General features: G+C 59.4%; 28 protein-coding genes and 3 pseudogenes. 16 read left to right on the forward strand and 15 right to left on the reverse strand.

The window, feature by feature from the left end:
- Positions 1-149: 149 nt before the first annotated feature.
- The 4 genes from J2046_RS20465 to J2046_RS20480 all read right to left on the reverse strand — a co-directional run bounded on the left by J2046_RS20465 (position 150) and on the right by J2046_RS20480 (position 2,470).
- The gene (locus J2046_RS20465; protein ID WP_233470172.1) at positions 150-824 is read right to left on the reverse strand and encodes a tyrosine-type recombinase/integrase; all 675 of its coding nucleotides are present in this window, start codon (positions 822-824) and stop codon (positions 150-152) included.
- Positions 825-1,185: 361 nt separating this feature from the next.
- Positions 1,186-1,362, reverse strand: a complete 177-nt coding sequence (locus tag J2046_RS20470; protein WP_210055063.1) for a hypothetical protein — start codon at positions 1,360-1,362, stop codon at positions 1,186-1,188.
- Between the two features lie 413 nt (positions 1,363-1,775).
- Positions 1,776-2,177 carry a hypothetical protein gene (locus tag J2046_RS20475; RefSeq protein WP_210055065.1) on the reverse strand — a complete coding sequence of 134 codons (402 nt, stop codon included), beginning with the start codon at positions 2,175-2,177 and terminating at the stop codon, positions 1,776-1,778.
- Positions 2,174-2,470 (reverse strand): hypothetical protein, encoded by a 297-nt coding sequence (locus tag J2046_RS20480; RefSeq protein WP_233470173.1) that lies wholly within the window; start codon positions 2,468-2,470, stop codon positions 2,174-2,176. The genes J2046_RS20475 and J2046_RS20480 overlap by 4 nt, the downstream gene beginning before the upstream one ends.
- 274 nt (positions 2,471-2,744) lie before the next feature.
- Between J2046_RS20480 and J2046_RS20485 the strand changes: the two genes are divergently transcribed.
- Positions 2,745-2,954, forward strand: coding sequence for a hypothetical protein (locus J2046_RS20485; protein WP_210055067.1), 210 nt, complete (start codon positions 2,745-2,747; stop codon positions 2,952-2,954).
- Between the two features lie 2 nt (positions 2,955-2,956).
- Here the strand turns inward: J2046_RS20485 and J2046_RS20490 are convergent, their stop codons facing one another.
- The gene (locus J2046_RS20490) at positions 2,957-3,205 is read right to left on the reverse strand and encodes a DUF982 domain-containing protein (RefSeq protein WP_210055069.1); all 249 of its coding nucleotides are present in this window, start codon (positions 3,203-3,205) and stop codon (positions 2,957-2,959) included.
- Between the two features lie 48 nt (positions 3,206-3,253).
- Complete coding sequence (locus J2046_RS20495) at positions 3,254-3,499, reverse strand: DUF982 domain-containing protein (RefSeq protein WP_210055071.1); 246 nt, start codon at positions 3,497-3,499, stop codon at positions 3,254-3,256.
- A gap of 122 nt (positions 3,500-3,621) precedes the next feature.
- Between J2046_RS20495 and J2046_RS20500 the strand changes: the two genes are divergently transcribed.
- Positions 3,622-4,188, forward strand: coding sequence for an MT-A70 family methyltransferase (locus tag J2046_RS20500; RefSeq protein ID WP_210055073.1), 567 nt, complete (start codon positions 3,622-3,624; stop codon positions 4,186-4,188).
- A gap of 5 nt (positions 4,189-4,193) precedes the next feature.
- Here the strand turns inward: J2046_RS20500 and J2046_RS20505 are convergent, their stop codons facing one another.
- The gene (locus tag J2046_RS20505) at positions 4,194-4,439 is read right to left on the reverse strand and encodes a DUF982 domain-containing protein (protein ID WP_210055075.1); all 246 of its coding nucleotides are present in this window, start codon (positions 4,437-4,439) and stop codon (positions 4,194-4,196) included.
- Positions 4,440-4,504: 65 nt separating this feature from the next.
- Here J2046_RS20505 and J2046_RS33910 point away from each other — a divergent pair, with 65 nt between their 5' ends.
- The 7 genes and pseudogenes from J2046_RS33910 to J2046_RS34260 all read left to right on the forward strand — a co-directional run bounded on the left by J2046_RS33910 (position 4,505) and on the right by J2046_RS34260 (position 7,673).
- Positions 4,505-5,194 carry an anti-CBASS protein Acb1 family protein gene (locus J2046_RS33910; protein WP_233470174.1) on the forward strand — a complete coding sequence of 230 codons (690 nt, stop codon included), beginning with the start codon at positions 4,505-4,507 and terminating at the stop codon, positions 5,192-5,194.
- Between the two features lie 27 nt (positions 5,195-5,221).
- Positions 5,222-5,593, forward strand: coding sequence for a hypothetical protein (locus tag J2046_RS33915; protein WP_233470175.1), 372 nt, complete (start codon positions 5,222-5,224; stop codon positions 5,591-5,593).
- Positions 5,594-5,665: 72 nt separating this feature from the next.
- Positions 5,666-6,016, forward strand: a complete 351-nt coding sequence (locus J2046_RS20515) for a hypothetical protein (protein ID WP_210055076.1) — start codon at positions 5,666-5,668, stop codon at positions 6,014-6,016.
- 72 nt (positions 6,017-6,088) lie between these two features.
- A pseudogene (locus tag J2046_RS20520) lies at positions 6,089-6,401 on the forward strand (DUF2213 domain-containing protein); the annotation flags it as partial.
- 55 nt (positions 6,402-6,456) lie between these two features.
- A pseudogene (locus J2046_RS20525) lies at positions 6,457-6,762 on the forward strand (major capsid family protein); the annotation flags it as partial.
- 15 nt (positions 6,763-6,777) lie between these two features.
- Positions 6,778-7,119 (forward strand): hypothetical protein, encoded by a 342-nt coding sequence (locus J2046_RS20530; RefSeq protein WP_210055079.1) that lies wholly within the window; start codon positions 6,778-6,780, stop codon positions 7,117-7,119.
- A 51-nt stretch (positions 7,120-7,170) separates the two neighbouring features.
- Positions 7,171-7,673 (forward strand): annotated as a pseudogene (locus J2046_RS34260) (DnaT-like ssDNA-binding protein).
- On the opposite strand, the gene J2046_RS20540 reads toward J2046_RS34260, so the two are convergent.
- A complete protein-coding gene (locus J2046_RS20540) occupies positions 7,670-7,837 on the reverse strand; it encodes a Thivi_2564 family membrane protein (RefSeq protein ID WP_210055081.1) in 168 nt (55 codons plus the stop codon). The pseudogene J2046_RS34260 and the gene J2046_RS20540 sit on opposite strands and share 4 nt — an antisense overlap.
- Before the next feature lie 84 nt (positions 7,838-7,921).
- Here J2046_RS20540 and J2046_RS20545 point away from each other — a divergent pair, with 84 nt between their 5' ends.
- A complete protein-coding gene (locus J2046_RS20545) occupies positions 7,922-8,290 on the forward strand; it encodes a hypothetical protein (RefSeq protein WP_210055083.1) in 369 nt (122 codons plus the stop codon).
- Here the strand turns inward: J2046_RS20545 and J2046_RS20550 are convergent.
- A complete protein-coding gene (locus J2046_RS20550) occupies positions 8,277-8,618 on the reverse strand; it encodes a hypothetical protein (RefSeq protein ID WP_210055085.1) in 342 nt (113 codons plus the stop codon). The two genes, J2046_RS20545 and J2046_RS20550, sit on opposite strands and share 14 nt — an antisense overlap.
- An 88-nt stretch (positions 8,619-8,706) precedes the next feature.
- On the opposite strand from J2046_RS20550, the gene J2046_RS20555 reads away from it, so the two are divergent.
- The 3 genes from J2046_RS20555 (at position 8,707) to J2046_RS20565 (ending at position 10,520) form a co-directional block, all read left to right on the forward strand.
- Entirely contained in the window at positions 8,707-9,063 is a 357-nt protein-coding gene (locus tag J2046_RS20555; RefSeq protein WP_233470178.1) for a phage tail assembly chaperone, read from the forward strand.
- A gap of 6 nt (positions 9,064-9,069) precedes the next feature.
- Positions 9,070-9,408 (forward strand): hypothetical protein, encoded by a 339-nt coding sequence (locus tag J2046_RS20560; protein WP_210055087.1) that lies wholly within the window; start codon positions 9,070-9,072, stop codon positions 9,406-9,408.
- A 449-nt stretch (positions 9,409-9,857) separates the two neighbouring features.
- Positions 9,858-10,520, forward strand: coding sequence for a hypothetical protein (locus J2046_RS20565; RefSeq protein WP_210055088.1), 663 nt, complete (start codon positions 9,858-9,860; stop codon positions 10,518-10,520).
- A gap of 51 nt (positions 10,521-10,571) precedes the next feature.
- Here the strand turns inward: J2046_RS20565 and J2046_RS20570 are convergent, their stop codons facing one another.
- From J2046_RS20570 to J2046_RS20585, 4 genes are all read right to left on the reverse strand, one after another.
- On the reverse strand, positions 10,572-11,345 hold the full coding sequence (locus J2046_RS20570; protein WP_210055090.1) for an amino acid ABC transporter ATP-binding protein: 774 nt from the start codon (positions 11,343-11,345) through the stop codon (positions 10,572-10,574).
- Between the two features lie 30 nt (positions 11,346-11,375).
- Complete coding sequence (locus J2046_RS20575) at positions 11,376-12,533, reverse strand: amino acid ABC transporter permease (RefSeq protein ID WP_210055092.1); 1,158 nt, start codon at positions 12,531-12,533, stop codon at positions 11,376-11,378.
- 4 nt (positions 12,534-12,537) lie between these two features.
- A complete protein-coding gene (locus J2046_RS20580; RefSeq protein WP_210055094.1) occupies positions 12,538-13,731 on the reverse strand; it encodes an amino acid ABC transporter permease in 1,194 nt (397 codons plus the stop codon).
- A 115-nt stretch (positions 13,732-13,846) separates the two neighbouring features.
- Positions 13,847-14,869, reverse strand: a complete 1,023-nt coding sequence (locus tag J2046_RS20585) for an amino acid ABC transporter substrate-binding protein (RefSeq protein WP_210055095.1) — start codon at positions 14,867-14,869, stop codon at positions 13,847-13,849.
- 370 nt (positions 14,870-15,239) lie between these two features.
- Here J2046_RS20585 and J2046_RS20590 point away from each other — a divergent pair, with 370 nt between their 5' ends.
- On the forward strand, positions 15,240-16,430 hold the full coding sequence (locus J2046_RS20590) for a cystathionine beta-lyase (protein WP_210055097.1): 1,191 nt from the start codon (positions 15,240-15,242) through the stop codon (positions 16,428-16,430).
- Here the strand turns inward: J2046_RS20590 and J2046_RS20595 are convergent, their stop codons facing one another.
- Both J2046_RS20595 and J2046_RS20600 read right to left on the reverse strand, forming a co-directional pair.
- On the reverse strand, positions 16,431-17,594 hold the full coding sequence (locus J2046_RS20595) for an FAD-dependent monooxygenase (protein WP_210055099.1): 1,164 nt from the start codon (positions 17,592-17,594) through the stop codon (positions 16,431-16,433).
- Positions 17,595-17,617: 23 nt separating this feature from the next.
- Complete coding sequence (locus J2046_RS20600; protein ID WP_210055100.1) at positions 17,618-17,863, reverse strand: zinc-finger domain-containing protein; 246 nt, start codon at positions 17,861-17,863, stop codon at positions 17,618-17,620.
- Positions 17,864-18,028: 165 nt separating this feature from the next.
- Between J2046_RS20600 and J2046_RS20605 the strand changes: the two genes are divergently transcribed.
- A complete protein-coding gene (locus tag J2046_RS20605; protein ID WP_037155349.1) occupies positions 18,029-18,826 on the forward strand; it encodes an alpha/beta fold hydrolase in 798 nt (265 codons plus the stop codon).
- A 93-nt stretch (positions 18,827-18,919) separates the two neighbouring features.
- A complete protein-coding gene (gene cysE / locus J2046_RS20610) occupies positions 18,920-19,744 on the forward strand; it encodes a serine O-acetyltransferase (protein WP_210055102.1) in 825 nt (274 codons plus the stop codon).
- Positions 19,745-19,828: the final 84 nt, after the last annotated feature.

The following is a 19,828-nucleotide window of genomic DNA, read 5'->3' on the forward strand; positions in this document are numbered from 1 at the left end:
GTCGCTTTCCACGGCATCAACACCTCCCGCCAAAAAGCGAAAAGTGTTACCCATGTCTCCGGTACGAAACGTCACCTATCTCTCGGGTTGGGCACCTCTAAGATGTTGAATTTATTAAAGGTGCGACCAGTCGGGGATATAGGTGCGACCTACATTCTGTTCGACAGGCGTTCCGAAGCGCCTCTGGCGAGCTTCTTTTTATCGGCTTCCTTCGTGTAGACCTCAGCCATAGCCAGCCTTGACCAACCAAACATCGCCATCAGTTCATGGGCCGTCGCGCCTTCATCGGCGGCTATGGTGGCGCCTGCCTTTCTAAGCCCATGCGCTCTGCATTCATCCGGCAGCCCTGCCGCCTTGCATTGCTTCACGAACCAGTTCCCGAACGATGCTGCCGAGCTGAATGGTTTTCCCTTTTCCGTCGTCAGAAATGCGAGGTCTCCGATTGGCGTGGCTTCGACCGATTCCTTGAGTTGCTTGAAGACCGGCAGATAAACCCAAGCGCCTGTCTTGCCGGTCCTCAAGGAGATGAGCTCGTCTTTCATATGTTGGCGTCCGACAACAACCGCATCGGATCTCCGCAGGCCAAGGAAGAGGAGGATGTCGATGGCCAAGCGCGGCTTGGTGCCGAGTTTGTGGTGGGCGCGGAATTTTTCGACCTGATCGACGGTCCAGGTGTGAAAGCCATCTGACTTCACGCTGACCTTGGAAACCCCGGCAACGGGCTTTGTGTTGAGGTGTTCAGCCTCGACCGCCCATTTGAACAGGTGGCTAACCGTCTTGAGGAGATTGTTAGCCGCATTCGGAGTAGCTGCGCGCTTGTCCATCGCCTTCTTGATATGCGCCTTTGTGATCTTCCCGAACTGGCCATCCGCGTTCTTTGGGTCCGCCAGAAACTGTTTCAGGATATTGTCTCGGGCACGTCGTGTTGCTGGCGCTAGGGCTGCAAAGGCGCACTCCGCTTGTATTGTCCGACGAGCCATTTGAAGGACCCGGTCTTCGATTTTGGTTCTTCCGGCGCTGATATAGTCGATCCCGTGAGCGCCTTCTCGTAAGCCGCGTTGAATTCCGCGCTGCCGTATTCGTCAGGCAGCCGAATGCGCTTTCCGTTCCGTTTGAAATACCAAACGAGCCGGCCGTGGCGGCTCTTCTCACGAGAAAGGAACGGTTTGCGGGGCATGTGTTCCATTAGAAATCGAAGTCCGCTTCTTTCTCAACAGGCCTCTGGCTGTGGATTGTGGGGATATCGGGGGCAACACGGATAATTTTTCCGTCTACCTCGATTTCGACGCGGACGCCGCCCCGGTTGGCAATAGCTGCCATGCGTTTCAGGTCGGCGGATTTTACCGGAGCCGGCGTCGTCATTTCGACTGCTCCTCTCGGAGTGCGGCGCGGGTGGCGGTACGGAAACTTGATTGACTAGGTTCGATCGCACCGTTAGCCACGGCATTGTGAATCGACGCAGACAAAGGTGCCGCATGTCCAACCGGAGACGGAGCTTCTTCGACTTCATCTACGAGGCAAATATGATCACGGGGACCGTCCGCGCGATCCTGTTTATCTTGGCTTTCTCCGCTATCGGAGGCAGTGCAGTCTATTTCATTAAGCAGTGGTAGATTGCCCACCAAATGCATCTGGGGTGCGGGGGGCTTCGAAGATGCGGCGCAACCCATCTATCTCGTCGGATAGCGGATCGCCCTCCCAACCCGGGGGCATGTTCGAGCGGAGTTCTTTGTCGGCCTCCAATACAGCGGCGACGGCCAGGCGTAACATATCGGTCATGGCTTTGCCTCGTATAGCTGGCGCGGCGGGAGAGCCTGGCGTTCGTGCTTCGGTTTTGAGGATTTGGGGAAGGGCGCACCGCGGAGCTTTTTAGCGGGTGCAGTTTTAAAGCCGAGGTGGTTCGCCTTGTTCCGCTTTGCCTTCGCGATCTTTCCTTGGTCCTGAACCGTCTTCGGTTTGTGGCAGCACTCGATGCCGAGAAGCTTGCCGTCGTCGGCTGTGAGCTTGCGGCCCTTGTCGATTTGCAATGCGTCAGGAACGGTATCGGTATGATCGATGTGATAAGGCTTTCGGCCAAGGATGAGCCCACAGCCTTCGCAAGCGATCTCGCCGTTCGCCTGCATCGCGCGTTTGACGATCGCGGCATAGACCGACTTCGTGAATTCGCGCCTGCTCACGCTGCGCGCTCCTCTGCCAGGAAGCTCAAAGGATCAAAACCGACCGTGTCAGCAATCAGTGCCATGGCCTGGTTCATGAATTCGCAGAACTCGGCATGCACCATCTTGTCGAGCGCGATGCTGTCCGGGACGAGGGTGATCTCGCCGGTCCGCATGTTCACGACCTGCTCGCGGTATCCGAGGGTCATCTTGATGTCGCGGTGCAGGTTCTCGGTGCTTGACCACTTCTGAGTGACCTTCACGACGAGCCCGAGCGCCTTCCAGTAGCCGATACATATCTCGGTCAGGCGCATATCGCGGGAACGGGCCTAGAGGGAAAGACCTGCCGCGAGTGCCGGTTCTGGCATGTGTGGCAGACAAGGAAGCTAGTGGGCGGGGCACGGAAATCGTACCTGCCGATCCCGGATACTTCGGGAAGAAGCACGAGACAAAACCCTGCGAGATCAAGAAGGCTCGCTGCAACCGTCCTATCCTGAACAAAGCGAACCGGCTCATCCCGCACTACGCGAAAGCGTGCCGACTTTTCGAGCCGGCGGAAAGCCCACCTCCAGAGCGGAGGTCGGATAATTGATCGATCCCTCCGAAATGATTTCATGGCTCGATCGCCGCATTGCCAGCGCCAAGACCTGGCTCGACGACCACGGACCCGGCTCAAAGCGCCCGCGTCCCGAAAACGAGATCGCCGTCAAGGAATACGACATCGCCCGGTTCGAGGAGATCAAGGGTGCGTATCTGAAGGCGCTCGCCGAGAGGGAGCAAGGAAGGGACGCAGCATGACGTTAGTCGATCACCAACAACCCCGCCTCTTTGGCTGCCGCTACAAAAGCAGCTCGCGCTTCCTCCGGTTCCGCAAGGCCATCCATAACGAGCATGAATGTTCGGAGAGCCTCGTGGAAATTCTCTCCGTCATCCACCGGCCAGTCGTTGAGAAGGCAGTCTGCTGCGTCTCCCGTACAGAAGATCAGCTCGTGATTTCCCGGGCCGTAGAGTTCGACCGAAACCGGTATTCTCCAGTCTACATCGAGCATGCGCATTCTCCCGGTTTCCCGGATGAGCTGCATAGAATGGGCGAAGGATCACGAGCGAAGTATACCGGCTTCCTCCGCGGCTCTTACGAAAGCGCGGTGCGCAACGGCTCCTTTGAGTTTGCCATCGATCGCACCGAGGCACGCTCGCCGGGCCGCCGAGAAGTGCTTGCCTCCCGTAGTCGGCCAACAAGTCATCAGGCAGGCCATAGCCTCCCGGCTGCCGCTAACGCTGCGGAAGTGGTCCGAGTTTTCGATCATCAGCTCAATCGGCTTATCCCAGAGATCTTCGATCATGTTGTTCCATCTTACGTGCGAATTGCAGAGGAAAGTCGAAACAGGCGTAGCCGTTCCTCGATTTTCGCCCGTTGGGCCAAGGTCCGGGGCATGGGTGGGACTAAAGGCCCAGAGGGGCGGCTATGACTTGGTTCTTCGATCCGCTCCTTCCGCTCTACTACGAGCGGATCGTCATCGATCCACCCTGGGGGGTCGACCTTTACAGCAAGGAAGGTGCGAGGAAGTCGGCCTTGGGGAAATACGACCTGATGAAGGATGCCGACATTATGGCGCTCCCGGTCGGCAGGCTCGCCTCGATGGATTGCCTCCTCTACTGCTGGGCGACAGCGCCGCAGCTTCCGCTGGCGATCGACTGTGTCAAGGCCTGGGCTTCGAGTACAAGTCTCTTCTGGTCTGGCGAAAGACCACACCGGCCGGAAAGATCCGCATGGGTACGGGCTACCGCGTCCGCACTACTGGCGAGGCTATTGTCGTCGCGACCCTCGGAAACCCAAAGCAGACAGGCCATCCCACAAGCGATCTTTAATGGAATCGCCCGCGAGCACAGCCGCAAGCCAGTCGAGTTCTATGACATCTGCGATCGCGTTATGCCGCACGCGCGCCGGGCGGACGTGTTCGCCCGGGAGAGCCGCGCCGGATGGCACTCCTTCGGAAATGAAGTCACCAAATTCGATGAGGTGGTCGCATGAAGCGCTTATGCACTCACCAATACTCCAGCCTCTCGGGCTGCCTCGACAAATGCTTTTCTAGCCTCGTCAGGCTTGTTCTTGCGTTCCAGAACGCCCGCGCACATCGCCAGGGCACGCGTGAGTGCCGGGCCTTCCTCGACAGGCCAATCCTCAATGAGAGCCCACGAAGCGCCCTGTGTGGTGGTTACCGTCGCCTCGACCGGGGGCTCGCCGACAGCAACAACAACCGGTTTCGTCCAGGGCGTCTGCATCAAGTTCATCCTTCAATTGCCGGGAGCAAACTAGGAGATTCCTCTGTTCCGCGCGAGGCGGCAACATGACCTTCTCCGAAGCCTACGCCACCCTCAAGAGTATATTCAATATGCTCCTGTTGGACGGGAACGGGACAGACGGCGAGAAGTGGGAGCAGAAGACCATCAATTTCGCGCAGTTCCCGGAGCTGTTGCGGGAATACCTTCAGGTGGCGGCCGGCACGGCAGATATCCCGCTGGTGCGGTTCCTTCAAGATGCGCCGTGCGGCCTCGGATCGAACGGCGAGGTCACGCTCAAGAACTACTACGACAAAATCAGCGCCGACCAGCGGAACAAGCTGTCCCCGGCGCTGTGGCGGTTCGATGAGGTCTGCATCCGCTCGGCTACCGGCGGCCGCAACGGTGCCATCTATTATGAATGGGCACCGCTCTACACCCAGACGGAGAAGGAGCGGGCGGAGGTCTTCAAGATCAATTCCGAAGCAGCACGCTCGATCGTGGGCACGGTTGCCGGCCAGGAGCTTATCACCCGCGAGGCGGTCTCAAAGGCGCTCATCTCCCGAATCGAGGAAGACGGAAACTTGCCGGGCCTCGCTGCGGCGGTCGAAGAGTATGGGCTAATCGAGGAGCAAGAGCCGACCATGGAGGAAGAAGCCGCCGCGCTGGCGCTGGAATCCGCGCGACGCGAGCAGCGGGCAGGTGGCCGCCAGCAGCAACAGGACGCCGCGCCACGGACGCCTCCATGTGCGCCGTGATGTGCTGAACCGTGCCGAGATCGTCCGGTGGGCGAAAGAGCAGGGTTCACGGACGTCGTCCCTGATCTGCACGTAACAATCGCGCATAGCCGTCAGCCGATCGATTGGCTCGCAGTCGGGACAAGCTGGGCAGATCGCTTGGAGATCGGCGCGGGTGGACCGCGCCAGGTGGATGCTCTCGGCCAGAACGGCGAGTACAAGGCGCTGCTGATCACAGCGCCGGAACTGGTGTGGCGTCACCGCGAGATCATTGAGAACGGCGCGTCGTGGGATTGGCCCGAATACCAACCACACATTTCGATCCAGATCGGCGGGGATATCGATCTCTCCCAGGTCGAACCGTATCAGGGCAAAATCATCCTTGGCCCGGAAATCTTCGAGCAACTGAGAGAAGACTGAGACGACGTCATCCACTACGGAACAAAGGGTGTCGACGGTGGTTACGCTTCATTGGCGAAGGAGGATGATGCCATGAAACGGACTATTTCGATCTCGGCTGCAATCGCCCTGGCAGTCTTTAGCTATACACCGAGCCTTGCAAAGTGCCACGATGTGACCGGATCCGTGAACAAGGATTCACAGACCGGGATCGCCAAGGATGGCACCCATGTTCCGCTGGAGGGAAATTCAGGCTCTCAGGCCAAGACAGAGACCCCAACCGGAACGACGACAACCAGTGCGGACGCCCTTCCAAAGACGCCGCAAAAAGATGGTGGGAATATGCCAATGGGCGAAAGCAGCAACCTCGCCACGTCTGGTCAGGATGTTGCCTCACAGCAGAAGGGCAACAAAACTGCTGCCGCTCAGGATAAGTGCGACTAACCTCGACACCCATCCCGCAACGTGAAGTTCACCAAAGCCGCCCCTGGGCGGCTTCTTTTTTGAGACCTGCTCATGCAGCTTTTCGACGCTGTGATCCTGGACGGCCTCCGCCGTACCCAGGATGGATACCTCGTTGCCGACGCCCGCGTGGCCCGTACCGGCATCCAGCTTTACACCGGCCCCGAAGTCGATCCGGAGAACAAGCACGGATTCCGCGACAAGGCGGTGGTGCGCGTCTACCGGCCGGAGGAGGAGGTCTTCGAAGGGCGCGATGCACTCCTACGCCTACCGCCCGGTGACCGATGATCACCCGAAAGAGAACGTCACGGCGGAAAACTGGAAAGGCCATGCCGTCGGGCAGACTGGCGGCGAGGTCGTTCGTGATGGCGAGTTCGTCCGCGTGCCTCTGATGCTGATGGACAAGAGCGCCATCGCCAAGGTTGACCCTGCTGGAATATATCCGCCGCAACAACGTCTACACGGCGGAAACAGGGCAGGCGCTCGATATCCAGCCGCTTCGCGAGCTTGCGACCGCATCTCAGGACGATGGCGGCCGAATGGTCGTTTATCGCCGGGACACGGAAGTTTTCCGCTTCCACCTGCCGATGCCGCGCCGGGTGCTGCAGCCGCGCCAGAAATCGATCATGGGCTTCGAGACCGGCATCATCGCCCGTACCGGCGGCACCGAATGGCGTCTGCCGGGTGCTGCCGCCTGCGGCGACGAAATCACCGCGCCGCCGGCCTGATAGGAGGATTGATCCATGAAGGTCACCAATAACAGCAAGGCATTGCAGGGCATCCGCTCGAATGGGCGGGCGGTCTATGTCCGGCCCGGTGAGACGCGAGACGTCGAGCTTGAAGGCGTCGATCTGGAAAAGGCGAAGCGCCTTCCTTTCCTCAAGATCGAGGGCGCTTCAAAGGCTGCGAGCAATCAGGAACCCGAAAGCCCGAAGACTGCTCTCGAAGTCCTCGAAATGGCGAAGGACCCGAACGTCCAGTTCATGTCGTTCAAGTCTGCCACCACGAAGCTGCTCGGCGAAAAGACCCCGTCCAAGAAGGACGAGATCATCGCCGCTCTCGAAGAGCTGGCAACGCAGCCCTGATATAGAACCCGGCAGTTCGCTGCCGGGTCGACTTCCTCCCAGGAGAACGACATGGCCGGATACGGAACAGACGACGGGTTCAAAACCTACGCGGCAGCCGCCGGCTATGTCATACCTGAGGGTACGACTGATCCTCAGATCGCCGCTGCCCGCCGGCGCGGCTCTGGTGATCGATCGGTACGAGCCGAAACTCCCCCAGCTCCCGCAGCGGCGGATACGCCCAGGAGCGCGCATGGCCGCGCACCCGAGCCACGACCTATTATGGGGAGACGATCCCTTCTAACGAGATCCCGGTGGCAATCATCAACGCCTCGTATGAAGCCGCCATCCTCGAACTGACCAATCCCGGCAGTTTGTCACCGGTGGTGACAGGCTCATCGACGGTGAAACGCGAGAAGGTCAGACAGCTTGAGGTCGAATATTCAACCTCCACTTCAACGGACATCGCCGACATCGCCGACATCGTCGCGCTCGCCACGCCTGTCGTTACGGCGATCGAGGGCAGGCTGTGGCCGTTCCTCGTGCCGTGCCTGCCGGGAGTCCTGGTGGTTTAGAAGACGGCGAGATATTTCAGCAGGGAAATGATGCCGATGATGATGACGATCACCTGGGCGATTTGTCGAGCCCGGGCGTCAATCGGCAATCTGTTGATCAGGTAGAGAACCAGCACGATCACGAGGAAGGTGATTAAGATGCTGACCAGAATAGATAAACCCATAGCCCCATTCTCCTTTTTCGGCGCTTGATGCGCTTGATGGGTAACTATGGGCGGCAATCAATAAAGAAAGGGCAACGGTCGAAAATGGCAACTGCGCTCTACACCCGCCCGCAGGAGACGGCACGGCGACTGATCGCGAAATACGGCCAGTCAGGCACCATCAAGCGCACGACGCCTCCCGATCCGATATTCGGCGGCGACCCAACGGTGACGAGCTACCCGGCCAAGCTGGTGCCGATGACCTATGACGAGCGATATGTGGATGGGACGAATATCACCAGCGCGGATCGGCAGATTTACATCTCGTCGGTTGGCCTCGCGATTGTGCCCCAGGTGGGTGACATCGTGACGGCCGGCGACGTGGACTTCCACATCGTGAATGTAGACCCGCACAACTACGACAGCGTGACCAACGTCGTCTTCATCGTGCAGGGGCGTGCTATCGCACTCTAATTACGACTTCCACACGGTTTGAAATCGGCTCGTGTGGAGAACCAAGAAGCGCTCGATCTAGCTCGTGAATACCGGCCGAGCTGGCAACCGGTATGTATCTGATCTCCGGAGACATGGATTTCTCCTCACGTCTCAAACAAAAGAAGCCGAAAACAACGAAGAAGATCGAAATACCTGCGAACAACAGAACGAAGGTGGCGAAGATCCAGATGTTGCTTTCCGTCACCTTGCCGTCGATTACGGCCAAGATCACGGAAACCATGAATGAGACGCCGACGGCGATGGAGGCATTGCTGAACCAGCCTGCCATGTACTCATTCTGCTTCATAAAACCTCCTCGCGGTTGATCTCAACGAGATTATCGATCGTTCCCAAACAGCACGTTACTAACAAGTCCGAAAAATAGGGGTACGAGCATGACCAAAGTGCTTCTCACCAAGACCTACAAGGCCCGCGAGCCGGGGAAGAAGCCTCGCATCCCGGTTGCGGGGCGGCATGTCTGGGACTGGTTCTGGAGAATGGACCGGACGAGGGAGGGGACCGGCTACGGTATCAACCCTCTCCAGCCAGCCCAGATCGATGCATGGGCGAAACTGAGGCATATCCATCTGATGCCATGGCACCTCGATGCCATAGAGCGGATGGATGCCACCCGCATGCGCGTCTACTTCGAGAAAAAGGACGAGGCGTCGAAAGAGCCTGACAAAGTGCAGGTCTCGACACGTCCGCTTACGTCACGCCTGTTTGATGCTCTTTTCCCCTCCAAGAGGTAACCGCCGGTGACCGTTGCACAGCTCGGGTTCGCGATCGATAGCAGCCAAGCGGCGGGCGCGGCAGCTGATCTAGATCGGCTCACTTCGTCTGCCGCAAAGGCGGAACAGGCTGCGCAGCGCACTGGCGCGGCGGGCACCCGCATGTCGCGCGGCTTTGCCGATCTCACGCCCGCCCTGGACAAGATAGTCGGCTCGCTCGGTCGGCTGGAGGGTCTCTCCACGTCGATCGACAAGCGGCTCGACATGATGGCATCGGCGGCCACGCGCACGGCGAAAGCGAACAATGTTCTCGACCGGTCGGCAATCGAGGCGAGCGCTTCCTTCCCGCAACCATCTGAGAAATAGACTTATTGATACAACTGCAGGGGTCGCCAATCTTCTCTGGGTCCAGCCCGGAGACATAGGTGCCAAAACGTACCTAAGACATGGGTGAAAACCTCGTGCCGAACGCGCGGCACGCCTTTTCATGCCTTCCCTCAGCTAGTACCTCTCTCGTATGACGCATCTTTCCAGGCCGATCATGGGCTTCCGGGACGGTGACTGTTGCCGCGTTGCAGCAGGAAAATGTCATCGTACCGCATAATCACGTGTTCGCCGCATTATCGCTTCGGATGCGGCGTATTTATTCATATACTGTTCATGTTTGCTTGCAAGACAAAGCGAATCAGCGACCACGCAGTCGAGGGGGGCAGAAAACTGCTCTCATATATTTGAAAGAGCGTGTGGCAGCCATGAAGGCTGCAATCCCAGCGTACCAGATGTTTTATGGGCCTTCGAAGTAGGGATTGTTATTCATGAACGTTAAGACTTTTGCTGCCGGTTTGGCGGCACTGATGAGTGCGGCTTTTTGGGGCCCCGGTTCCGCGTCTGCGGACGACAAGCCACTGATTTGGAAACCTTCCAAGACGTCCGATACCAGCTATTCCGTCAAGTTGGGCCTGAAATTGCCGTCGCGGCTTGAGCCGGAGGCTGGCGTCTCGATGGGAGTGAACACCACGAAAAGCGGCGCACCTGTCGACACGCCCATCAAGTTCTGGAGCAATTTCACGGCCGAGAAGATTGAGATGCCTGCCTATCAGATGAACCGCGGCGTCGGTGTCAATTTCGATGGCAGCAGTGGCAGCGCGGCGATCACCATGAATTACTATGAAAAGGAGATCGTGACGCCGACGATCGATATCGAGAGGCGGAGCAGTTACGGCATGCGTTATGACGGCGCGTCCGGGGAATGGTGCGGCGTCGATGCCAGCCAGTCCGTGCGGCTCTCGCACAGGCCAAGCGGACTGGCGGTCATTGGTCGAGCGTCTGGCACCAATGGTTTCAAGGTCGTCGGCGCCGGCATCGGCGTTGAAAAGAATTTCGGCAGGCATATGACGATCAGTGGCGCTCTCGATCGGGCGTCGGATGCGCCCGATCCCGTTGCCAGCGTCAACGCCCGCTATTCATTCAAGTGGTGAAAAAAACGGGGCGCTGACACGCCCCCCGTATCGCCAAGGCCGAATGGCTGCTCAGTGCAGGATCTGGCTGAGGAAGAGCTTTGTGCGCTCGTGCTGCGGATTGTCGAAGAACTCCGCCGGAGAGTTCTGTTCGACGATCTGCCCCTGGTCCATGAAGATGACGCGGTTCGCCACCTGGCGCGCGAAGCCCATTTCATGGGTGACACAGAGCATGGTCATGCCCTCTTCGGCGAGGCTCACCATCGTATCGAGAACTTCCTTGACCATTTCCGGGTCGAGCGCCGACGTCGGTTCGTCGAACAGCATGATCTTCGGCTTCATGCAGAGCGAGCGGGCAATCGCCACACGCTGCTGCTGGCCGCCGGAGAGCTGGCCCGGATATTTGTTGGCCTGTTCCGGGATCTTGACCCGCCGCAGATAATGCATCGCGATCTCTTCGGCTTCCTTCTTCGGCATCTTGCGGACCCAGATCGGCGCGAGCGTGCAGTTCTCAAGGATCGTCAGATGCGGGAAGAGGTTGAAGTGCTGGAATACCATGCCGACTTCGCGGCGCACTTCGTCGATTTTCTTCAGATCGTTGGTAAGTTCGATGCCGTCAACGATGATCGAGCCGGACTGGTGCTCCTCCAGCCGGTTGATGCAGCGGATCATCGTCGACTTGCCGGAGCCGGACGGCCCGGCGATGACGATGCGCTCGCCGCCCATGACCTTGAGGTTGATGTCGCGCAGCACGTGGAAGTCGCCGTACCACTTGTTCATCTTGATGATTTCGACGGCAACGTCTGTGGTGGAGACTGTCAGTTTCTTGAGTTGGGCTTCAGCCATTTTTATCCCCTTGTGTTTCCTTCGCGGCGGTTACCGCGTGTGGCTCGTATCGAGATGCCGTTCCATGAAGGCGGAATAGCGCGACATGCCGAAACAAAATAGCCAGAAGATGAAGCCTGCGAAAATGAGGCCGGTGATCGGCGTGACGGGCGTGATCCAGGTCGTGTCGGTGAAGTTGAGCCGCACGATGCCGAGCAGGTCGAACATGCCGATGATCGACACCAGCGAGGTATCCTTGAACAGGCCGATGAAGGTGTTGACGATTCCCGGGATGACGAGCTTGACCGCCTGCGGCAGGATGATCAGCCGCATCTTCTGCCAATAGCTCAAGCCCAGCGAATCGGCCCCTTCCGACTGGCCTTTCGGGATCGCCTGCAGGCCGCCGCGGATAACCTCGGCCATATAGGCGGACGCGAAGATCGCCACACCGACGAGAGCGCGCAGAAAATTGTCGATCGTCCAGCCGGTCGGCAGGAAGAGCGGCAGCATCACGTTCGCCATGAAGAGAACGCTGATCAGCGGCACGCCGCGAATGATCTCGATGAAGCCGACGCAGAAAATACGGATCACCGGCATGTTTGAGCGGCGTCCAAGCGCAAGCAGGATGCCAACCGGGAGTGATACCGCTATCCCCACGAAGGAGAGGATAAGGGTTACCATCAATCCGCCCCAGAGCGGTGTTTCCACTTCTCTGAGACCGAAGATGTTGCCATGCAGCAGGAAGAAGGCGACGATCGGGAAGACGACGAAGAAGAGCAGGGCATTGAGGCCCTTGCGCGGCACTTTCGGAATGAGCATCGGCACGAGCAGCGCCACGAACAGGATCGCGACGAGCATCGGCCGCCAGCGTTCGTCTAATGGGTAGCGGCCGAACATGAACTGCTGGAAGCGGTCACCCACGAAGGCCCAGCAGGCGCCTTTCCAGCCGTCCGGCTGGATGCCTCCCTGGACGATCGTCGTGCAGACGCTCCGGTCAGAGCCCGACCAGACGGCATCGAAGAACAGCCATTCGAGCATGCCGGGCACGGTCCACAGCAGGAGGGCGGCGGCGATCACCGTCAGCGCGGTATCCTTCGGCGTTGCAAGCAGATTGGCCCTGATCCAGCCTGAGATGGTCTTGGTGCTGAGCGGGGCGGGTTCCGGCCCCAGCATTTCGGTGCGGATGTAGGCGAGGTTTTTCGGATTCATGGCCTTACCTTTCCACCAGCGCCATCTTGGCGTTGAACCAGTTCATGAACAGCGAGGTCGCGATGCTGATCGCCAGGTAAACGGTCAGCATGATGGAGATCGCTTCCACGGCCTGACCGGTCTGGTTCAGCGTCGTGCTGGTCGTGGAGAAGAGTTCGGGAAAGCCGATCGCAACGCCGAGCGAGGAGTTCTTGGTCAGGTTGAGATATTGGCTTGTGAGTGGCGGAATGATGATGCGCATGGCCTGCGGTACGATCACGAGACGCGTCGTATGCGAGGGCTGCAGGCCAAGCGCGAAGGAGGCCTCGCTTTGACCCTTGGGAACGCCGCGGATGCCGGCGCGGATGACTTCGGCGATGAAGGATGCCGTATAAAGCGATAGCGCCAGATAAAGCGCTACGAATTCCGGCAGAATACGCGTGCCGCCTGTCAGATTGAAGCGGCCGGCAATCGGATAATCGAAGGTCAGCGGCGCACCCGCAGCCAGGAAGGCGAGGAACGGCAGGCCGACGATCAGCCCGATGCCGGCCCGGACCGTATGGAATTGCTTGCCCGTCGCGATCTGGCGCTGCTTTGCCCATCGGGCAACCACCATGGTGGCGACGATGCCGATGACGAGGGCGAGCGGAATCAACCAGGCCCCGTCCCCCCAGATCGGCCGCGGAAAGGCGAGGCCGCGATTGTTCAGGAAGATATTGAAGGGAAGGGCGATCGAATCCCGGACCTGGGGCAGGGAGTCCAGCACGCCCTTGTACCAGAAGAAGATGATGAGCAGCACCGGGATGTTGCGGAAGATTTCCACATAGACTGTGCAGAGCCTTGCGATCAGCCAGTTCTTTGAAAGACGGCCAAGACCGATGATGAAGCCCACGAAGGTGGCGGTGATGATACCAAAAACGGCGACCAGCACCGTGTTGAGGAAACCGACGAAGATGGCACGGCCATAAGTGGAGTCACTGGTATAAGGAATGAGAGCCTGGCCGATGTCGAAACCGGCGCGGCCCCTCAGGAAGCCGTAGCCCGAGGCGGTGCCGGATCTGGCGAGGTTTTCGACGGTATTGTCGAAGATCCACCAGCCGACAACAACGACCGTAATAAGCGTAAGCAACTGGAAAAAAATACCCCGAAACTTGGGGTCATAGATGTAGGATCTGAGAATCCCTGCCTCGGAGGGCGCAATTACAGCGTGATCTGTCATGCTGGCCTTTTCCCCTGGCGACCCGGCTTTGCGGATCTTTTTCTTTTTATGCCGTTTTTGTTTTTATGCAGAAGGACAAGGCGGCGTTACCGCCTTGTCCTATTGTGGTTGGCGATCAGCGGATCGGCGGAGCGTATTGCAGGCCGCCCTTGGTCCAAAGCGCGTTCAGACCGCGCTCGATTTTCAGCGGCGTGTTCTGGCCGATATTGCGCTCGAAGACCTCTGCGTAATTGCCGACGCCCTTGACGATGTTATAGGCCCATTCGTTCGTAAGCCCGAGGTCGGTACCGATCTTGGTGTCCTTTTCGACGCCCAGGAAACGGCGGATATCGGGGTTGGTCGAGTTTTTCATCTCGTCGACATTGGCCTGCGTGATGCCGAATTCCTCGGCCTGCACCAGGGCGTAGCCGGCCCACATGACGATGTCGAACCACTGGTCGTCGCCCTGGCGGACGGCCGGGCCAAGCGGCTCCTTGGAGATGATCTCGGGAAGGATAACATGCTCGTCCGGGTTGGAGAGGCCGAGACGGATTGCATAGAGGCCCGACTGGTCGGTCGTGTAGACGTCGCAGCGGCCGGCCTGATAGGCGGCATTCACTTCCTCGAGTTTTTCGAAGACGACCGGGTTGTATTGCAGGTTGTTCGCCTTGAAATAGTCGGCAAGGTTGAGTTCCGTCGTGGTGCCGGACTGGACGCAGACGGCGGCGCCCGAAAGCTCGAGGGCCGACTTTACATTGAGGCTCTTCGGAACCATGAAGCCCTGGCCGTCATAATAGTTGACGTAGCGGAAGTTCAGGCCGAGAGCGGTATCGCGGCTGATCGTCCAGGTCGTGTTACGGGCGAGGAGGTCGACTTCGCCGGACTGCAGGGCCGTGAAGCGGCTCTGCGCCGTGGTCGGCGTATATTTGACTTTGGTCGCATCGCCGAAAATCGCCGCGGCGACGGCCTTGCAATAATCGACGTCGAAACCGGTCCAGTTGCCGGCCGAATCCGGTGCGGCAAAGCCGGCAAGACCGGTATTGACGCCGCATTGAACGAAACCCTTGGACTTCACGTTATCCAGCGTGGCAGCCGATGCGGCCGAGGCAAAGCCCAGGACCGCTGCGCCAATAGCGGCTGACAGAAGCGTCTTTTTCATTTTTTCCCAACCTTATCTCTTGGTCTTGTGTGATTTGGTGACACCGCGCCGCTCCCCTGATTCTCTTTGAATACGGCCGGTCGCCCGGCAACCCTCCCGGTGCAGGCGCGTGCTATCTCATTCGCAAAACAACGCAGGGTCAAGTGTCGCCGTTTCGAATTGCGTCGGAAATAAGGTAAATTCCTCGTCACGGCACAGAAAATCATCAGTTACTTAAAGTTTAGGCGGACCGTGATCAAAACTGAAGCGATTCTCGTTAGATGGCAGGTTTCCTGATGTTTTTAACCGGCTGCTTCAATCGGGGTTGACCGTATCTTGTTCCAGCGGCAAAACTCCAGGTCATGACCTGCCAACGAAAGTTTTCCCCGACATGAAGAATAAGAATGAGACCCTGCTCGCCGACGCAGGTCCGAACACGCGCCTTGCTCATATGGGGCATGATCCGTCCGGCTATCATGGCTTCGTCAATCCTCCGGTCGTGCACGCCTCGACGGTGCTTTTTCCAGACACGGCGACGATGGAGAAGCGGGCTCAGAAATATACCTATGGCACGCGCGCCACGCCGACCACGGAGGCGCTTTGCGCCGCTTTCGATGAACTGGAAGGGTCTGCCGGCACGATCCTCGTTCCGTCGGGGCTTGCTGCGATCACGGTTCCGTTTCTCGCCTACCTTTCGGCCGGCGACCACGCGCTGATCGTGGATTCGGTCTACACACCCTGCCGTCATTTCTGCGACACGATGCTGAAGCGGCTCGGCGTCGAGATTGACTATTACGATCCGGAAATCGGAGCCGGGATCGAGGCGCTGATCAAGCCGAACACGAAGCTCGTTCATACCGAAGCGCCAGGCTCCAACACCTTCGAAATGCAGGATATCCGGACGATCGCGGAAGTGGCGCACAGGCACGATTGCGTCGTCACCATGGACAATACCTGGGCGACGCCGCTTTATTTCCGGCCGCTCGATTTCGGCGTCGACGTGTCGATCCATGCGACGACGAAATATCCGTCGGGGCACTCGGACATCATCATGGGGTCGGTTTCCGCCAATGCAAAACACTGGCCGCGGCTCGAGGAATCCCGAATCGCGCTCGGCATCTGTGGTGCGCCGGACGATTCCTATCAGATCCTGCGCGGCCTGCGCACGATGGGTATCCGTCTCGAACATCACCAGAAGAGCGCGCTCGATATCGCGAGATGGCTGGAAACCCGTAACGACGTGGCCCGTGTCCTGCATCCGGCGCTGCCGAGTTTTCCGGGCCATGAAATCTGGAAGCGCGATTTCAAGGGCGCGAGCGGCGTCTTCTCCTTCGTTCTGAAGGCGGATGCCGAAAACGCCAAGGCAAAGGCACACGCCTTTCTGGATGCGCTTTCCTTCTTCGGCCTCGGTTATTCCTGGGGCGGTTACGAGAGCCTTGCCGTGCACGTCAACCTGTCGGACCGCACCATCCGCAAGGCGCCGTCGGAAGGCCCCGTCATTCGCCTGCAGATCGGCCTCGAAGATGTCGCCGATCTCAGGAAGGATCTGGAAGCCGGTTTCGCGGCAGCGGCAGAGGTCTGATTACTCGGCCCTGAAGCCGTAAAGCCAGTCGAGGTCCGCCGCGAGCGATTGCGGTGGGCGAAGCGACAGCACGATGTTGCGGCCGAGCCTGATTGGTCCACGGGCATGATAGGCAAAGCGGTTGAAGAGGCCGCGAGCGCGAACTTTGGCGGCTCGGGCGGTGCGGTCGCTCTCGAACGAGGACAAGGCTTGGGCAAGCGGCAGGGGACCTGCCACCCTATTGGCAAGTACGAAGGCATCTTCGATCGCCATCGCTGCGCCCTGGGCCGCGAACGGCATCATCGCATGGGCGGCATCGCCGATCAGTGCCATGTTCCGGTCGTTCTGCCAGCGTCCAGGGCTGACCTGGTAGAGCGGCCAGAATGTCGGTCTTTCGGTCCTATCGAGGAGATCGACGATGCGCCGGTCCCAGCGATGGAATTGCGAAAGCAGCATGTGCCGTTGCGCTTCGCTTGCTTCCGCATCCCAGGTCTCGCCGGGACTGATGCCTGAGGCGATGGCGACGATGTTGAAGCCGTCGACCTCCTTCAGCGGATAGGCGACAAGATGGGTCGAAGGACCGAGGAATGCGGTGACCTGATCGGGAACCAGCCATGAAGGCATAGCGCCGTTCGAGATCGTGAAGCGCCACGCGACATTGTGCGAAAAATCAGGCTTCGGAGCGTGCGGAATCTCGGCGCGCAGGTTCGACCAGACACCGTCGGCGCCGACGATCAGCGGATAGGTTTTGCCGGTGATCCCTGTCAGCGTCTCATGTGCGTTCTCGCGCACGGGCGTGCCGAGATGAACCGAGCAGAGCGGGTTCTGTTTGACGGCCGAAAGCAGCGCATTCTGCAGCGTGGCGCGGTGAAGAACGCCATAGGGAGCCCCCCATCGTTCGCGGGCAAAGCGGCCGGCTGGGACATGGGCGATCGGCCTGAGTGAGAAGCCGGAGACGAGAGCGATCCGCTCGGGCTCGGTCCAGGCCGCCTCCAACGCAGGAAGCACGCCGAGTTCGGACAGCACGCGGGAGGCGTTCGGTGATATCTGCAGGCCGGCGCCGACCTCGACCAGGGCTGCCGCTTCTTCGAAGATGTCGGCGGCGATTCCGCGGTGCGCGAAGGAAAGCGCAGCCGTCAGCCCGGCCATGCCGGCGCCAATGATCGCTACTCTCTCAATGGGCATGGGATCGGCCGTTCAGCGGGAATTCACGCGGCCTGTACGTGGAAGACACAGCCCGGCGGATCGGTCTGATCGGATTTCAGGGACGGATTGTAACGATAGAGGGTCGAACAATAGGAGCAGACCTTTTCCACGTCGTCTCCCATGTCGATGAAGATATGCGGATGATCGAACGGCACGGACGCGCCGGTGCACATGAATTCCTTCACGCCGATCTGGATCATCCGATATCCGCCGTCGTTCTGGAAATGAGGAATGCTGTGCCCGGCCATGATGGTCTCCATGCTTCTGATTTGCGGCGGACATTATCGCCGTGCGTTCGAAATGTGTAGTGGGAAAACCGCCGCGGGCCTCCCGATTTCGTATCGTGCATGGGTTCAAACCGGACGGCGGATCACCTATGGTCCGATAAAAAAGATGCCGCCAAAGGTCGACTGATGAATCTCAATGCTCCCGCCTTCTCTTCATTTTCCCACGATGGTCTGAAGCTTGCCTATTTTGACGAAGGCGATCCTTCCGGCGATCCGGTGTTGCTGATCCACGGCTTTGCCTCGAGTGCGCTCGTCAATTGGGTCCATCCGGGCTGGCTGAAAACGCTGGGCGATGCGGGCTATCGGGTGATCGCGATCGACAATCGCGGCCATGGCGCAAGCGACAAGCCGCTTGATCCGGAGGCCTACCGGCCCTGGGTAATGGCTGAGGATTCGATCGCTCTCCTCGATCACCTGCGCATTCCGGAAGCACATCTCTTCGGTTATTCCATGGGCGCCCGCATCTCGGTTTTTGCGGCTCTTGCTCATCCTCACCGCGTGCGATCGCTGGTGCTCGGCGGCCTCGGGATCGGCATGACGGACGGGGTAGGGGATTGGGACCCGATTGCCGACGCGCTGCTTGCGCCGTCCGTCGAGGACGTCACCCATGCGCGCGGAAAGACGTTCCGTGCCTTTGCCGACCAGACGAAGAGCGACAGAGAGGCGCTTGCGGCCTGTATTCGCGGCTCGCGCGACCTTGTTTCCCGCGCCGATATGGGCCGCATCGAGGCGCCGACGCTGATCGGGGTCGGGACGAAGGACGATATCGCCGGCTCACCGCAGGAACTCGCGGCGTTGATGCCGCATGCGATCGCGCTCGATATCCCGGGCCGCGATCATATGCTGGCCGTAGGCGACCGGGTATTCAGGAAGGCGGTTCTGGATTTTTATGCAGAGCTTTCGGCAAGAGAACAGGTTCTCTGATCATAACGATCAACGGAATGCGATTTGCGAGCCGTTGGTCTTCCCGTAAACTTGTTTTATATAAGCTCTCTCACGGCAAACGAGGAGACGGCCATGGGCGCAAGAAATGAAGTCCGCCAGAAGGAGCCGGTCACATCGGTGGATCCCATCTGGGATACGTTGCGTGAGGAAGCCCATGCGGCAATCCAGCAGGACCCGCTGCTTGCCGCTTTTCTCTATTCCACGGTGCTGAACCATCGGTCACTGGAGGAATGCGTCGTGCATCGCATCTGCGAACGTCTCGACCATCCGGACCTCCAGGCGGTCCTCCTGCGCCAGACCTTCATGGAAATGCTGGATGACTGGCCGGAATGGGGTTCGATCCTGCGTGTCGACATCCAGGCCGTCTACGATCGCGATCCCGCCTGCCTCAGATTCCTGGAGCCTGTCCTCTATTTCAAGGGCTTCCATGCGATCCAGACGCACCGGCTGGCGCATTGGCTGCTCAATCGCGGCCGCCGCGATTTCGCGCTCTATCTGCAGAGCAGGTCCTCCAGCGTCTTCCAGACGGATATCAACCCGGCCGCCCGCATCGGCAAGGGCATCTTCCTCGATCACGCCACCGGCCTCGTGGTCGGCGAAACGGCGGTCGTTGGCGACAATGTCTCGATTCTCCACGGCGTGACGCTCGGCGGCACCGGCAAGGAAGGCGCCGACCGTCATCCTAAGATCGGCAACGGTGTGCTGATTGGCGCCGGGGCCAAGATCCTCGGCAATATCGAGGTCGGCTCCTGCTCGCGCGTTGCCGCCGGCTCGGTGGTTCTGAAGCCTGTTCCGCCGAAATCGACCGTCGCCGGCGTGCCGGCAAAGGTGGTCGGAGAAGCGGGGTGTTCGGAGCCCGCCCGCGTGATGGACCAACTCCTGGGTTCGGACATCTGAGTTCGCCGCCCGTTCCGTGAATGGGGAAAGAGCAGCCGGGCCTTCTTGCGCGGCTTTACTTTCGCCTTTGTCCCGTGCCAAAAG

Source organism: Neorhizobium petrolearium, from assembly GCF_017873175.1.
GTDB classification, from domain to species: Bacteria; Pseudomonadota; Alphaproteobacteria; order Rhizobiales; family Rhizobiaceae; genus Neorhizobium; species Neorhizobium petrolearium.